Below are 14,006 nucleotides of genomic sequence, written 5' to 3'. Positions count from 1 at the left end.
GGAGATCTTCATGAACAAGCAAGTGCTCGCGCTGGCTGTCTCCGCCGCTATGTCCGTTACATTTGCCGTGCCCGGGTTCGCCCAGACCAGTGTGACCTTGTATGGCGTCATCGATGAAGGCATCAACTACACCAACAATGCCGGCCGCGGCCATGTCTATGAACTGGCAAGCGGTGATGCACAAGGCAGCCGCTGGGGTCTGAAGGGCTCGGAGGAACTGGGCGGCGGGCTGAAGGCGATCTTTCAACTGGAAAACGGTTTCGACGTCAATTCCGGGCGGCTCGGCCAGGGCGGCCGGATGTTTGGCCGCCAGGCCTTTGTCGGCCTGAGCGCGGAGCGATACGGCGTATTGACGTTCGGCCGCCAGTACGACTCGGTGGTCGACTATCTGGCGCAGACCACGGCCAATGGCAACTGGGCCGGCGCGCTTTTCTCGCATCCCTACGATAACGACAACACCGACAACACGTTCCGCCTCAACAACACGGTCAAGTACACCAGCCCGCAGATTTCCGGCTTCCAGTTCGGCGGCACCTACAGCTTCAGCAACGACACGAACTTCGCGAACAATCGCGCGTACAGTTTCGGTGGCCAGTACGCCTATGGCGGCCTGCTGGTGGCGGCCGCGTATCTGCAGGCCGACAACGCCGGTAACGGATCAAACGGCGCGATCACCGCGAACGACGCCAGCTTCATCGCCGCCCGCATGCGCGTGTTCGGCGGCGGCATTACCTATACCTTCGGGCCGGCCACTGCCGGCTTCACGTACAGCAACTCGAATTACCGGGATCCGACCGGCAACGGCTATCTCGGCGTCACGCCGCTGGTGCCGCCCGGCGTGTTGCTGAACTCGCTCAAGTATCAGAACTTCGAAGTGAACGGCAAGTATCAGATCACGCCGGTGCTGTTCGTCGGCGCACAGTATGTGTACACGATGGAAACCTTTGACGCATCGAGCGGCGGCGTGAAGCCGAAGATCCACTCGTTCGGCTTGATGGCGGACTACAACTTGTCCAAACGCACCGACGTGTACATTCAGGGCGCGTATCAGCGGGTTACCGGCGACTCGACGTATTCGATTCTCGACGACGCCTTTATCCCCGGCACCCAGGCACCTTCATCGACGTCGAAGCAGGTGGTGGTGCGGGCGGCGATACGGCACAAGTTCTAGCGGCGCGCGCGCGTCATACTTCGAGCGCGCGCCCTTGGAAGTCGCCCAGCCTTACTCGCCGAACAGATTCAGCGCCGCATACTGCAGCAGCATGATCGTCTTGCCGTCGACGATCTCGCCGCGCTCGACCATCGCCAGCGCTTCGTCCACCGGCAGTTCCAGCACTTCGATATCTTCGCCTTCGTCGGCGATCCCGCCGCCTGCGCCGACCTTCGCCACGGCATCGTATTCGGCGACGAAAAAATGCAGCTTTTCCGTCACCGATCCCGGGCTCATGAACGCTTCGAAGACTTTGCGCACGTCGTGCACGCGATAGCCGGTCTCCTCTTCGACTTCGGCGCGAATCCTGGCTTCCGGTGACGCCATTTCCAGCAGTCCCGCCGGCGCTTCGATCAGCATACCGTGGTGGCCGTTGACGAAGGCCGGCAGACGGAATTGCCGCGTCAGCACGACCGTGCGCCGGCGCGGATCGTACAGCAGCAGCGTGGCGCCGTTGCCGCGGTCGTAAGTCTCGCGGCTCTGACGCTGCCAACTGCCGTCGGCGCGCCGGTAGTCGAAGGTGGTTTTCTTCAATACGTACCAGTCGTCCGACAGCACCTGCACGTCGACAATTCGCACCCGCTCGGCGATTTCGTTCATGATCCGCATCCTGAAAAAGGCGGTCTGCACCGCAAGCGCTTCATGGTATCGTGCAGTATCGTGCAGTATCGTGCAAAAACAAGTAATTTCGTGCAGTCCAGCCAGGGTGCACAGAGGAAGGCCACCGTGCTCACTTCGCAAAGAAAACAGTTGATCCTCGAGGCGCTTGAACGTGATGGCCAGGTCGTCGCCAAGACCTTGAGCGTCGAGTTCGACGTGTCGGAGGACACCATCCGGCGCGATCTGCGCGAACTCGCTGCCGTTGGGCAGCTTCAGCGCGTGCACGGCGGCGCGTTGCCGTCGTCGCCGGCTGCGATGGATTTTGCCGGGCGCGAGCGTATCGAATCGGCGTCGAAGGCGGCGCTCGGCCGCGCGGCGGCGGGCATGATCGCGCCCGGCCAGATTGTGTTCGTCGACGGCGGCACGACCGCCGTGCAATTGGCGCGTCATCTGCCGCGCGACTTGCGCGCAACGATCGTCACCCATAGCCCGAGTATCGCCGTCGAACTGGCGGAGCACGCCGATCTGGAGGTCATCATGATCGGCGGGCGCCTGCTCCGGCATTCGATGGTGAACGTCGGCGCTGCCGCGATCGAGGCGCTCAGCCATATCCGCGCCGATCTCTATTTCATGGGCGTGACCGGCGTGCATCCGCAAGCCGGCCTGAGCACCGGCGATCTCGAGGAAGCCTACGTGAAGCGCGCGCTCGCGGAACACGCGGCGGAGACCGTGGTGCTGGCGTCGGCGGAAAAACTGAATGCCGCGTCGGCCTACAGGATCGCGGACGTGACGGCGGCCAGCACGCTCGTCGTCGAACAGGATACGCCGCAGGCGCTCACCGCGCCGTTCGAGGCATTGGGCATCACCATCCTGCGCGCGTAGTGGGGCGTCAAAGCGACAGCACAAAAATCGCCGCACCCTGCGTCAAATATTATCTGCGTGCCACGTGGGGCGGTCAGCCAGCCGGCGTGACGGCGGATGCGGTGAAAGCGTTGCGTTGAACTTTGTGGATTGCGCCCAGTGGGCGCAAGCCGTATTTCCCTCACGGGTTTCATCCGCGCTTGCCCTCGCTCCGACCGCCGATTCAAGTTTTGGCGGCGTTTTGCCGTTAGAGCCAAGGTTATCGTCCGGTCGTCGAGGCGGAACTGTTGCCGGCTTTGCCGATGGTGTCCAGGCGCATTGTGCGACGCCCCAGGCAGCGACCGGCTGCGATACCGTGCGTAAGGTTTGTATCAGAGTGTTTGACGCGGCGCGTTTTTTGCAAAATGCACTTTACAATTCCGCTTGGATTTTGATCGGCATTCTGGCCCTTTTCGCGGAAGATCGCCGGTTTTAGGCAACCCGCTGAGGGTGGCAGGACTTGAATAAACGGCAGGGCATGGGTGGGCGCCGCACGAGGCGGCCTCGCCGTGTCGCATGGATCGCAGCGCGTCGTACGAACGCGCGCATCGCGCGCGACACGTCGGCACCCCGGCTCGCCAATGAATAAAGCAGGAGTCGAACATGTTGGGAAAGCGTTTCGACAGAACAATGATGGCCAGTTTGGCCGGCGTGTGGGTCGCGCTGGCGGTCAGCGGTTGTGCGAATGTGGGACAGACGGGTGATGCGTCCAGTGCATCGGCTGCATCCGGCGCGGCGGCTTCGGGAGTCCCGGTGGCTTCGGCGACGCCCGCGTCTGACGCGGCTGCGGGTGGCGCGGCTCAGGCAACAGCCAATGACGGCGCGCCGCTCAAGAAGGCGCCGCAACTGGTGTATCGCGTTAAACGTGGCGACACGTTGGCGCGTATCGCGCAGCATCACAATTGCAGCGTCAGACAGTTGCAGGCATGGAATGGCCTGAAGCCGTCCTCGCGACTGAAGCGGGGGCAGGTGCTGCACGTCGCCTCGCCGGAAACGGTACGGGCGGCCAACGCGGCGGCGGCCGCTGCGAAGGCTGCGGCTGTGCCGCTCGCGGCTCAGCCGTCATCGGCGCCGGCGGCGCTAGCCACGCAGTCGGCCGTGCCCAGCGCCACCGATGCGCGCGAAGTCGCGCAGCAAACCATGCGGCACGCGAAAGGCGTTTCACTGGCATGGCCGGCGGGCGGCAAGGTAGTCGAGAGCTTCCAGGCCGGCGAAACGCGCGGCATCGAGATCGGTGGCAAGGCCGGCGACCCGGTGCGGGCTGCGGCCAACGGCAAAGTAATGTATGCGGGCACGGGTCTGAACGGCTACGGCAGTCTGATTATCGTCCAGCACAACAAGGACTTTCTGACCGCCTACTCGCATAACCGCAAGCTGCTGGTCAGGACCGGCGATATTGTGGTGCAAGGGCAGCAGATCGCCGAGATGGGCGACGAAAAGAACTCGCGCGTCTCGGTCGGTTTCGAGTTGCGCCGCGATGGCAAGCCGATCGATCCGATGCCGTATTTGCCGCAAGGGCGCGGCTGAGCGCAACTAAACGCGGCTAAGCACAGAAGCGTTTAACCTGCGATTTTCGCAGCGCATCTAAAAGCATCGGCCCCGGCCAGTGATTCGCCGGGACCGATGCTTTGTCACATCTGAGCGTCTGGATCAGATACCGAACGGTCTCGAGTATCGGCCACGCGTATTCAATCGAACCAGCGCAGCGCCGCCGCGACGATCGCTTCGGGCGCATCTTCATGCATCAGATGACCGGCCTTCGCCACCGCCTGGAAACGCGCCTCCGGTATCGCACCGGCTAGTTGACGGCCGCGTTCGAGCGGAATCCATTGGTCCTCTTCGCCCCACAGGATTTGCGTCGGACAGCGCACCTGCGGATAGCGCGCTTCGACTTCATCGGTGTAGCGCTGATCCATTTGTGCGATCTGCCGGTAGAACGCGGGTTGTCCGGTTTCGCCGAGCCACGGCCTCACGTAAGGCGCGAGTTCCTCGTCCGGCATATCGCGTGCGATCGCACCGCGCACATACGCTTTCACCACCGCTTCGTGGATAGTCGGCGGCAGTCCGGCGAACGCGTCGCCGTGCTCGCGCACGTGCCGCACGAATGGCGAACCCCACGGCGCGACGGCGACCGGATCGATCAGCGTGAGGCTGCGATAGTCGCAACCGTCGATCAGATGTGCGCGCAACGAAGTCGCGCCGCCGAAATCATGCGCAATGACGTCCGGACTCTTCAGTTGCCAATGCTTGAGCAACGCTGCCAGCAGCACGTTCTGCACGCCGAGCGACACGTCCTGGCCATCGCATTGTTGCGATTGGCCATAGCCAGGCAGGTCGTAGTAATAGGCGGTGCGAATCTGCGCGAGATGCGGGGCGATGCGATGCCACACATACGAAGAAAACGGTGTGCCATGAATCAGCACCAGCGGCGGGCCGTTGCCGGTCACGTGAAAGCGCACGGTTTGATCGCGGAACGTATAGCTTTCGGCAAGCGGCCAGTTTTGCATAGCGGTGAGAGTCACGAGAAAGTCGGCTTACCTTAGCAGGCTCGCGCGAAGTGGGTTGATCGGCCTTACGTAGTGCATCCGTTGAGTACCTCCCGTAAAACCTCACCTTTGTTTTATTCAGCAAAGCCAGGGAATTGCATACGTCAAACCGCTCGATTGACTTGTGAGCAGTGTCGGTACAGCGAACTATTACGAATCGAGCACAAATTGCCTTTAAATAAGGTGTCGTTGTGCCGGAGAGAGCCGGAAAGCCTGGTAATCATCCAGGGCGAGTCGATTCTCCGGTCAAGTGGACGACGCCTTATCGATCAGAACACGCCCTCTGCAATGGTGAGGGAATTCGGGAGCCGAAGGCTTCTTCGGCTCACCTCGATGAAGCGAGCCGGGTCGCGCAACCGGCTAGCTGGCGTCGACGCCGCGTAGCAGCTGCGAGACCTGGCCGTGGTGATGCAGGATCGCCGGATCAGCCTGCAACAGCGGCAGATAGCGCGGCAGAAAAGCATTGTTGGGTTGTTCAGCCGAAAAGAGACTCGTGACTGCCTCAACGGCGGCGAGCCGGTCGGCTGAATCGGCTTCCTTGTCGTCGAGAATCTCATCGACGTTCGCGATGACGGTGGACAGCGGCGTGAGCCAGCGAAACGCCGAACCGTTAATGAGCACCTGCAGGAATGCTGCCGGCGTCACCGGGCCGAACTCCTTTTCGTACGACGCGCGTTCGTGATCGAGAATCGCCTTATGCAGCGCCAATAGCGGCCTGCGAATCTCCGAGAGGAATTGAATGCTTTGCTGGTCGTTCATGATGTCGCTCCTGTCGCGTTCCTGTCGGATGGTCAGACCGGATCAAGCCGGGTGATCGGGTCGAGCCAGATCCATGCTAACAAAATCGCTCAGCAATGAATCAAGAAGAATTCAGTAATCACGCGAACTGCGTTGGTGCGGGGCAATGAGCCGATGCTAATGCATTGATTTGAATCTCGTTTCAGCTTCAGCGCACGGTGGGGCAGACCGTTTGCCCGCGCGCGAAATTGTATGACATGGCGGCGAACTTCTTTCGCGGCGGCTACAATTTCCCAGTCCCTTCCGGCGCTCTCGCGCTGCGCATGATCTTCCACTTCAATTTCAAACCAGTCCGACTGCGTATTAGTACGGCTTGTCGAATAAACACGGCACGTCTTTGCGTTTTGGTTCAACGTCCCCGTCTAAACAGCCTGATAAACAATAAACCCCACTCGGAGCCGCCTATGACAACGCTTAACATCAACGGCCAGGTCCATACCGTCGACGCGCCGCCCGACATGCCCCTGCTGTGGGTCTTGCGCGATATCGTCGGCTTGACCGGCACCAAGTTCGGTTGCGGCATCGCTCAATGCGGCGCATGCACCGTGCACCTCGACGGCGTCGCAGTGCGCTCGTGCGTGCTGCCGGCGGCCGCGGTCGGCGATAAGAAAATCACCACCATCGAAGCGGTCGGCAACACGCCTGCCGGGCAGAAGGTCCAGCAGGCATGGCGTCAACTGGATGTCGTGCAATGCGGATACTGTCAGTCGGGGCAGGTGATGTCGGCGGCGTCGCTGCTGGCGAGCAACCCGAATCCCACCGATGCGGACATCGACGCCGCCATGGCCGGCAACATCTGCCGCTGTGGGACGTACAACCGCATCCGCGCGGCGATCAGGCAAGCCGCGAAGGGAGCCTGACATGTCCCAGGGATTGCTCGATGCACAAAACGGCGCACAGCCGTCGAAGGACGGCAAGCGTGGTGCGGGTGGAATGTCGCGCCGCACGTTCCTGAAATTCGGCGTGACGGTGGGCGCGGCGACGGGCGGCGGCTTGCTGCTCGGCTTCAGCATGCCGGCCGTCAGCCAGGACCAGAAAGCGGGCAAATCGGTGATCGGCGGCGACGCCAACGAAGCGCCGCAAAACGGCGTCTTCGCGCCGAACGCGTTCATCCAGATCGACACGGCGGGCAAGGTCACGCTGGTGATTCCGAAGGTCGAGATGGGCCAGGGCGTCTATACGTCGATCCCGATGCTGATCGCCGAAGAACTCGAAGTGCCGCTCGACTCGGTCACGCTCGACCATGCGCCGCCGAACGAAAAGCTCTTCATGGATCCGCTGCTCGGCGGCCAGCTTACGGGCGGCTCGACGTCGATCCGTTATGCGTGGGAGCCGATGCGCCGCGCCGGCGCGGCCGCGCGTACCGTATTGATCAACGCCGCCGCGCAGCAATGGCAAGTGGATCCGGCCAGTTGCCATGCGCAGGCGGGCCAGGTGATTCACGCGGCCAGCAATCGCAGTATCGGCTACGGGCAATTGGCCGAGGCCGCCGCGAAACTGCCCGCGCCGCAAAACGTCAAGCTGAAAGACCCAAAGGATTTCAAACTGATCGGCACGCCGGCCAAGCGTCTCGATTCGCCGGAGAAGGTCGACGGCACCGCGGTATTCGGCCTCGACGTGCGCGTGCCGGACATGGTCTACGCGGCGATCGCGAACTGCCCGGTGTTCGGCGGCACGCTGATAAGCGTCGACGATACCAACGCGAAGAAGATCCCCGGCGTGCGCCAGGTCGTCAAGCTCGACAACGCAGTGGCGGTGATCGGCGACCACACGTGGGCGGCCAAACGCGGCGTGCAGGCGCTCGATATCAAGTGGAACGAAGGCGCGGGCGCCAATATCTCGATGAAGCAGATTGTCGGCGATCTTGCCAATGCGTCGCAGCGCAATGGCGCGGTGGCGCGTAAAGAGGGCGACGTCGGCAACGCGTTTTCAAACGCTAAGACCCGCGTGGATGCGGTTTATCAGCAGCCGTTCCTCGCGCACGCCACGATGGAGCCGATCAATTGCACGGTCCACGTGCGGCCCGACGGCTGCGATATCTGGCTCGGCTCGCAAGTGCCGACGCGTGTGGTGGATGCCGCCGTGGCGGTGACCGGCTTGCCTGCCGGGAAGATCGTGGTACACAACCACCTGATCGGCGGCGGCTTTGGCCGGCGGCTCGAATTCGACATGGTCACGCAAGCGGTCAAGGTCGCCAAACAGGTTTCGACGCCGGTCAAGGTCGTCTGGACGCGCGAAGAAGACATCCAGCACGACATGTACCGGCCGTACTACTACGACAAGATCTCCGCCGGGCTCGACGCGAACGGCAAACCGGTTGCGTGGCAGCACCGGATTGTCGGCTCGTCGATCATGGCGCGTTTCGCGCCGCCCGCGTTCAAGGACGGCCTCGATCCGGATGCCGTCGAAGTCGCCGCGGACCTGCCGTACGACTTGCCGAACCAGCTGGTCGACTACGTGCGTCAGGAGCCGCATGCGGTGCCGACTGCGTTCTGGCGCGGTGTCGGCCCGACGCGCGGCACCTTCGTGGTCGAGAGTTTTATCGATGAACTCGCCGCGCAGGCGAAAGTCGATCCGGTCAAATATCGTCAGGACCTTCTTGGCAAAACGCCGCGCGCGCTGAATGTGCTCAACACCGCGACGCAGGCGGCGGACTGGGGCAAGGCTGTGCCGAAGGGCCAGGGGCGCGGCGTCTCGGTGATGCATGCATTCGGCAGCTTCTTCTCGATGGTCGCCGACGTCACGGTCGATAAGGGCGAGGTGACGGTGAACCGGGTGGTGTGCGCGGTCGATTGCGGGATGGTGGTCAATCCGAATACCGTCGAAGCGCAGGTGCAGGGCGGCATCATCTTCGGCATCACGGCGGCGCTCTACAGCGAGATCACGATTAAGGACGGCCGCGTCGAGCAGAATAATTTCACCGACTACCGGATGTTGCGCATCGATCAGACGCCGGCTATCGAGGTGCATATCGTGAAGAGCAGCGAAGCGCCCGGCGGCATCGGCGAACCGGGCACGGCGGCGCTCGCACCCGCTCTGGCGAACGCGATTTATGCGGCCACCGGCAAGCGGTTGCGGCAATTGCCCGTCGGCAGCCAACTGCAAACTGCCTAACCGGAGCCCGACATGAAAAACACACTCAAGGGTTTCGGTGCGGCGCTTTGCGTGGCGCTGCCGTTCCTGACGCAAGCTCCGGCGCAGGCGGCCGACCAGGCGCTGGTACAACGCGGCGCGTATCTGGCGAAAGTCGGCGATTGCGTTGCCTGCCACTCGGCGCCGAAGGGCAAGCCGTTCGCGGGCGGTCTGCCGATGACCACGCCGATGGGCCAGATCTACACGACCAACATCACGCCCGACCCGACTACCGGCATTGGCAGCTACACCGAGGAGGACTTTGCGAGAGCGATGCGTGAAGGCGTCGCGAAAGACGGCCACAACCTGTATCCGGCCATGCCGTATCCGTCCTATGCGAAGGTCAACGACGACGACATGAAAGCGCTATACGCGTTCTTCATGAGCGGCGTCGCGCCAGTGCAGCAGGCGAACCGCGAGCCGGATATCAAATGGCCGTTGAACATGCGCTGGCCGTTGAAGATCTGGAACCTCGTATTCCTGGAGAAAGGCGTCTATCAGGACAAGCCGGGCAAGGATGTGGCGTGGAATCGCGGTGCGTACCTCATTCAGGGCCTGGGACACTGCGGCTCGTGTCATACGCCGCGCGGCATCGCGTTCCAGGAGAAGGCGCTCGATGAATCAGGCAGCGCGTTCCTGACCGGCGGCCTGCTCGACGGCTGGTTCGCCGCGAACCTGAGCGGCGAACACAATGTCGGTCTCGGCCGCTGGAACGAGCAGGATCTGGCGGCGTTCCTGAAGACCGGCGCGAATCGCCACGCATCGGCGTTCGGTTCGATGACCAGCGTGATCAACAACAGTACGCAGGCCATGAACGACACCGACATCGCCGCGATGGCGACGTATCTGAAGTCGTTGCCGCCGGCCGGTGGCAACGGCGCGTCGCCTTATACGTACGATCCGCAGGCGACCAGGGTGTCGTTGAACCGTCCTGCGAACAATACCGGTGCGCGTGTCTACACGGCGTATTGCATGCACTGTCACGGCGTCGATGGACGAGGCTTTGCGCCGATGCTGGCGCCTTTGGCCGGCAATCCGAACGTGCTGGAGAAGGATTCGTCGTCGCTGATCAACGTGACGTTGAACGGTACGGGCGATCTGGTGATCGGCGGTATTCCGGCGCCGTATCCGATGCCGAAGTACGCACCGGTGCTCAACGACCAGCAGATCGCCGACGTGCTGACTTTCGTGCGCGCCGGGTGGAACAACGGTGCGCCGGCGGTGAGCGCCGAGGAGGTGGCGAAGCTGCGGAAGTCGACTCAGGCAGCGCGGTAATCACGCCGGAAAGGCAAAAAAAAAGCGGCAACCGTGCAGGACGACGGTTGCCGCTTTTTCTAGTGCATAAGTCTTACCGATGCTGCCCGACCTTCTGCCGTTTCTCCAGCACTCTTGCATACCAGGTCAACGGAAAACACATCGCGAAGTAAATCATCGCGACCATGCCGTAGATCGGGAACGGCCGGAACGCGGCGTTGGTGATCATCGTGCCGGTCTTGGTCAACTCGGTGAAGCCGATGATCGACGCGAGCGCGGTGCTTTTCACCACCTGCACGAGAAAACCGACCGTTGGCGCCACCGCGATTTTCAGCGCCTGCGGCCACACGATATAGCGCAGTTGCTGACTGAACGTCATGCCGAGACTCGCGCCGGCCGCCCACTGGCCGCGCGGCACCGCTTCGACACAGCCGCGCCAGATGTCGACCAGATACGCGCTCGTATAAAGCGTCAGCGTGACGGCTGCCGCGACCCAGGGCGAGACATCGACGCCCAGCAACGGCAGGCCGAAGAACGCAAGAAACAGCTGCATCAGGAGCGGCGTGCCCTGAAACACTTCGACGTACACCACGACGATGCGGCGCAGCCACGGCAACGGCGAAACGCGCATCGCCAACAGCAGCAGCCCGACGATGCCGCCGCCGACAAACGCGATCAACGACAACAGCACCGTCCAGCGGGCGGCGAGCAGCAGATTGCGGGCGATGTCCCACAGTGTGAATTCGACCATGATCAACGCTCCGTCGGCAGAGTGCGTGCGCCGCGCCATACAAAGCGCGTGCGCCAGTTACGCGGGGCGCTGCCGGCGCCTCTCGCTGCGCGGCCGGCGAACAGTCCGCGTCCAAACCGGTTCAACAATTGCCGCAACAGGATCGACAGCAGCAAGTACGTTGCGGTGATGATCAGATAGCTTTCGAACGAGCGGAAGTTGCGTGACTGGATGAAGTTGGCCGCGTAAGTCAGATCGGGCACTGAGATCTGCGACACCACCGCCGAGCCGAGCATCACGATCAGCACCTGGCTCAGCAGCGCGGGAAACACGTTGGCGACCGCCTGCGGCAACACGATATAGCGAAATACCTGGCGGCCATGCAGACCGAGCGCCTGCGCTGCTTGCACCTGGCCGCGCGGAATCGATTCGATGCCGGCGCGCACGATCTCGATCGCGTAGGCGCCGAGATTGACGGTCATCGCCAGAATCGCGGCCTGTACTTCGTCGATATGAATGCCGAGGCTCGGCAAACCGAAAAAAATAAAAAACAGCTGCACGATGAACGGCGTGTTGCGGATCAGCTCGACATAGCTCGCGACCACCCAGCGCGCCCACTTTGGCCCGGCCACCGCGACGCTCGCGCCGGCAATGCCGACCAGCCCGCCGAGCAGGGTGGACACGGCCGTGAGCCCCAAGGTCACGGCGACGCCGCGCGCGAGCATCCCCGCATAGAGGCCGAAGCCGCTGAAATCGAACGCATAGGTCATGGGGTGGCGCTCATCGTAAGGTCAAACTCCTGCGCGGACGCCCCGCAGGAAGTCCCCTTGGGGGGCGCCCCGCAGGAAGTCCCCTTGGGGGACCGGCGTGCCGGTCCGCGAAAAAAGGTTTAGAGGTCGGCCGGCAGCGGCGCGCGCAGCCACTTCTGCGAAATCGCGTTCATCGTGCCGTCCTTGCGGGCCTTGGCAATCGTGTCGTCGACTTTCTGCTTCAGACGCGGCTCGTTCTTGTTCAAACCGACGTGATCCGGCGAGCTGAACAGCGAAAACTTCTGCTCCGGATCGTTCGCCGGATGACGCGCGAGGATCGTCGCACCGACGTCGTTGCCGACCACCATCAACTGTACCTGACCAGAAATAAATGCCGAAATTGCGCCGTTCGGATCGTCGAAACGTTTGATGTTCGCGCTGGGCGGCGCGATCTTGCTGACGCTCAGGTCTTCCAGCGTGCCGCGCGCGACCGAAATCGACTTGCCGGCGAGGTCGGCGGCGTTTTTCACGGTCAGGGTTTTCGGGCCGAACACGGCGAGGTAGTAGGGCGCGTACGGCTGCGAGAAGTCGATCACCTTTTCACGTTCCGGCGTCTGGCCGACCGACAGCAGCATGTCCGCCTTGTGGTCGGCGAGGTAGGCCATGCGGTTGTCGCCCGTCACCTGGACGAGTTCGACCTTCGCGTTGAGCGCACGCCCGATCAGGTTGGCGACGTCGATGTCGTAGCCCATCGGCTTCATGTCAGGGCCGATCGAGCCGAACGGCGGGTAGTCCTCGAAGACGCCGATGCGTACCGTGCCGGATTTGGTGATCGTGTCGAGCGCGTCGGCATGGGCGGCGGAAGAGAATGCGCACAGTGCGCCGAAGCCGGTGAAGGCCAGCGTCGCGGCGAGCGTGGCGAACACGCGGCGGGTGGTTGATTTGGCAACTTGGTTCATGGTCGTTCCTCTGTCGAAAGCGTCGGTGGTTTTGATGAGTGCGTTTTAATGAGCCGCGCGGGCGGCGATCAGTTTGCACGCATGCGGTGGCAATTCTGCGAACACCGGCATGCCGAGCGTGAGCCCCGGCGTCTCGCGTGGCGTGGTCGCGGCGGTCAGCGTGAAGCCGGCGCAGTCGATCGTCGCTTCGAGCGAGGCGCCGACGTCGCGGATAAACGTAACCGTTCCCGCAAGGCGGTTCGGGCTCGCATCGGCGGATGCTGTCTTGACGCACACGTCTTCCGGCCGGATCAGTAGACGGATATCGCTGTTCGATTCAGGCACGCGTGCCGGTTGCGCAACCGCAATGCGCCGGCCACCCGGCAGGTTCACTCCGCCCGCACCGTCGTAAGTGACCGGCAGGATATTGCCGAGGCCGATGAAGTCGGCGACGAATTCGCTCACCGGGTCGCGGTAGATATCGAGCGGTTTGCCGACCTGCGCAATGCGGCCTTTTTCCATCACCACGATCTCGTCGGCCATCGTCATCGCTTCGCGCTGGTCGTGCGTGACCATGATCGTCGTGATGCCGAGCCGCTGTTGCAGCAGGCGGATTTCGACCTGCATTGCTTCGCGCAGTTTGGCGTCGAGCGCGGACAGCGGTTCGTCGAGCAAAAGCAGTTTCGGTTGCGACGCGATCGCGCGTGCGATCGCCACGCGCTGCCGCTGGCCGCCGGAGAGTTGCGTGACCGGCCGGTTCGCCATATGGGGCAACTGGATCAACTCCAGCAGTTCGGCCACGCGCCGCGCCTGCGTGTCCTTCGCCGTCTTGCGCAGCTTGAGCGGATACGCGACGTTTTGCGCCACCGTCATATGCGGGAACAGCGCGAGCGACTGGAACACCATGCCGAAGTCGCGCTGATTGGCAGGTAAGTGCGTGATGTCGCGGCCGGCGAAATTGATGCAGCCCGAGCTCGGCGTTTCCAGGCCGGCGATCATCCGCAGCAAGGTCGTCTTGCCGCAGCCTGACGGTCCGAGAAAGCACACCAGCTTGCCGTCGGGCACGCTCAGATCGACGCTGTCGACGGCATGGGCCGCGTTGAAGCGTTTGGTCACGACCTGCAAGGTCAGATGGGTCATCGAATGCTC

Annotated in this window: 14 protein-coding genes; 6 read left to right on the top strand and 8 right to left on the bottom strand. The window is 62.8% G+C overall.

All coding sequences use genetic code 11. The features are described from left to right. Positions 1–10 precede the first annotated feature (10 nt). Positions 11–1,171 carry a porin gene (locus WN982_RS31120; RefSeq protein ID WP_341315882.1) on the top strand — a complete coding sequence of 387 codons (1,161 nt, stop codon included), beginning with the start codon at positions 11–13 and terminating at the stop codon, positions 1,169–1,171. Between the two features lie 51 nt (positions 1,172–1,222). On the opposite strand, the gene WN982_RS31115 is transcribed toward WN982_RS31120, so the two are convergent. Continuing rightward, positions 1,223–1,810, bottom strand: a complete 588-nt coding sequence (locus WN982_RS31115; RefSeq protein WP_341315881.1) for an NUDIX domain-containing protein — start codon at positions 1,808–1,810, stop codon at positions 1,223–1,225. A gap of 126 nt (positions 1,811–1,936) precedes the next feature. Here WN982_RS31115 and WN982_RS31110 point away from each other — a divergent pair, with 126 nt between their 5' ends. Both WN982_RS31110 and WN982_RS31105 read left to right on the top strand, forming a co-directional pair. Beyond that, a complete protein-coding gene (locus WN982_RS31110) occupies positions 1,937–2,692 on the top strand; it encodes a DeoR/GlpR family DNA-binding transcription regulator (protein WP_341315880.1) in 756 nt (251 codons plus the stop codon). Between the two features lie 621 nt (positions 2,693–3,313). Then, positions 3,314–4,237 carry a peptidoglycan DD-metalloendopeptidase family protein gene (locus WN982_RS31105; RefSeq protein WP_341315879.1) on the top strand — a complete coding sequence of 308 codons (924 nt, stop codon included), beginning with the start codon at positions 3,314–3,316 and terminating at the stop codon, positions 4,235–4,237. A 161-nt stretch (positions 4,238–4,398) separates the two neighbouring features. On the opposite strand, the gene WN982_RS31100 is transcribed toward WN982_RS31105, so the two are convergent. The 3 genes from WN982_RS31100 to WN982_RS31090 all read right to left on the bottom strand — a co-directional run bounded on the left by WN982_RS31100 (position 4,399) and on the right by WN982_RS31090 (position 6,407). Continuing rightward, positions 4,399–5,217: an alpha/beta hydrolase gene (locus tag WN982_RS31100; RefSeq protein WP_341319473.1), complete on the bottom strand. Its 819-nt coding sequence runs from the start codon at positions 5,215–5,217 to the stop codon at positions 4,399–4,401. Between the two features lie 399 nt (positions 5,218–5,616). Continuing rightward, entirely contained in the window at positions 5,617–6,015 is a 399-nt protein-coding gene (locus tag WN982_RS31095) for a hypothetical protein (RefSeq protein WP_341315878.1), read from the bottom strand. Positions 6,016–6,104: 89 nt separating this feature from the next. Beyond that, positions 6,105–6,407 carry a hypothetical protein gene (locus WN982_RS31090; RefSeq protein WP_341315877.1) on the bottom strand — a complete coding sequence of 101 codons (303 nt, stop codon included), beginning with the start codon at positions 6,405–6,407 and terminating at the stop codon, positions 6,105–6,107. A 51-nt stretch (positions 6,408–6,458) separates the two neighbouring features. On the opposite strand from WN982_RS31090, the gene WN982_RS31085 reads away from it, so the two are divergent. The 3 genes from WN982_RS31085 to WN982_RS31075 are packed head-to-tail and all read left to right on the top strand — an operon-like array spanning position 6,459 to position 10,461. Continuing rightward, on the top strand, positions 6,459–6,914 hold the full coding sequence (locus tag WN982_RS31085; protein ID WP_341315876.1) for a (2Fe-2S)-binding protein: 456 nt from the start codon (positions 6,459–6,461) through the stop codon (positions 6,912–6,914). Position 6,915: 1 nt separating this feature from the next. Continuing rightward, positions 6,916–9,168 carry a xanthine dehydrogenase family protein molybdopterin-binding subunit gene (locus tag WN982_RS31080; RefSeq protein WP_341315875.1) on the top strand — a complete coding sequence of 751 codons (2,253 nt, stop codon included), beginning with the start codon at positions 6,916–6,918 and terminating at the stop codon, positions 9,166–9,168. A 12-nt stretch (positions 9,169–9,180) separates the two neighbouring features. Next, positions 9,181–10,461 (top strand): cytochrome c, encoded by a 1,281-nt coding sequence (locus WN982_RS31075; protein ID WP_341319380.1) that lies wholly within the window; start codon positions 9,181–9,183, stop codon positions 10,459–10,461. Positions 10,462–10,534: 73 nt separating this feature from the next. Here WN982_RS31075 and WN982_RS31070 read toward each other — a convergent pair whose 3' ends face one another. From WN982_RS31070 to WN982_RS31055, 4 genes are all read right to left on the bottom strand, one after another. Continuing rightward, the gene (locus tag WN982_RS31070) at positions 10,535–11,191 is read right to left on the bottom strand and encodes an amino acid ABC transporter permease (protein ID WP_341319379.1); all 657 of its coding nucleotides are present in this window, start codon (positions 11,189–11,191) and stop codon (positions 10,535–10,537) included. A gap of 2 nt (positions 11,192–11,193) precedes the next feature. Beyond that, on the bottom strand, positions 11,194–11,940 hold the full coding sequence (locus WN982_RS31065; RefSeq protein WP_341319378.1) for an amino acid ABC transporter permease: 747 nt from the start codon (positions 11,938–11,940) through the stop codon (positions 11,194–11,196). 119 nt (positions 11,941–12,059) lie between these two features. Then, a complete protein-coding gene (locus tag WN982_RS31060; RefSeq protein ID WP_341319377.1) occupies positions 12,060–12,878 on the bottom strand; it encodes a transporter substrate-binding domain-containing protein in 819 nt (272 codons plus the stop codon). A 45-nt stretch (positions 12,879–12,923) separates the two neighbouring features. Beyond that, positions 12,924–13,997 (bottom strand): ABC transporter ATP-binding protein, encoded by a 1,074-nt coding sequence (locus tag WN982_RS31055; protein WP_341319376.1) that lies wholly within the window; start codon positions 13,995–13,997, stop codon positions 12,924–12,926. Positions 13,998–14,006: the final 9 nt, after the last annotated feature.

Source organism: Paraburkholderia sp. IMGN_8 (genome assembly GCF_038050405.1).
Taxonomy (GTDB): Bacteria; Pseudomonadota; Gammaproteobacteria; order Burkholderiales; family Burkholderiaceae; genus Paraburkholderia.
Note: the sequence above shows the minus strand (reverse complement) of the source record. Positions and strands in the feature narration are given on the sequence as shown.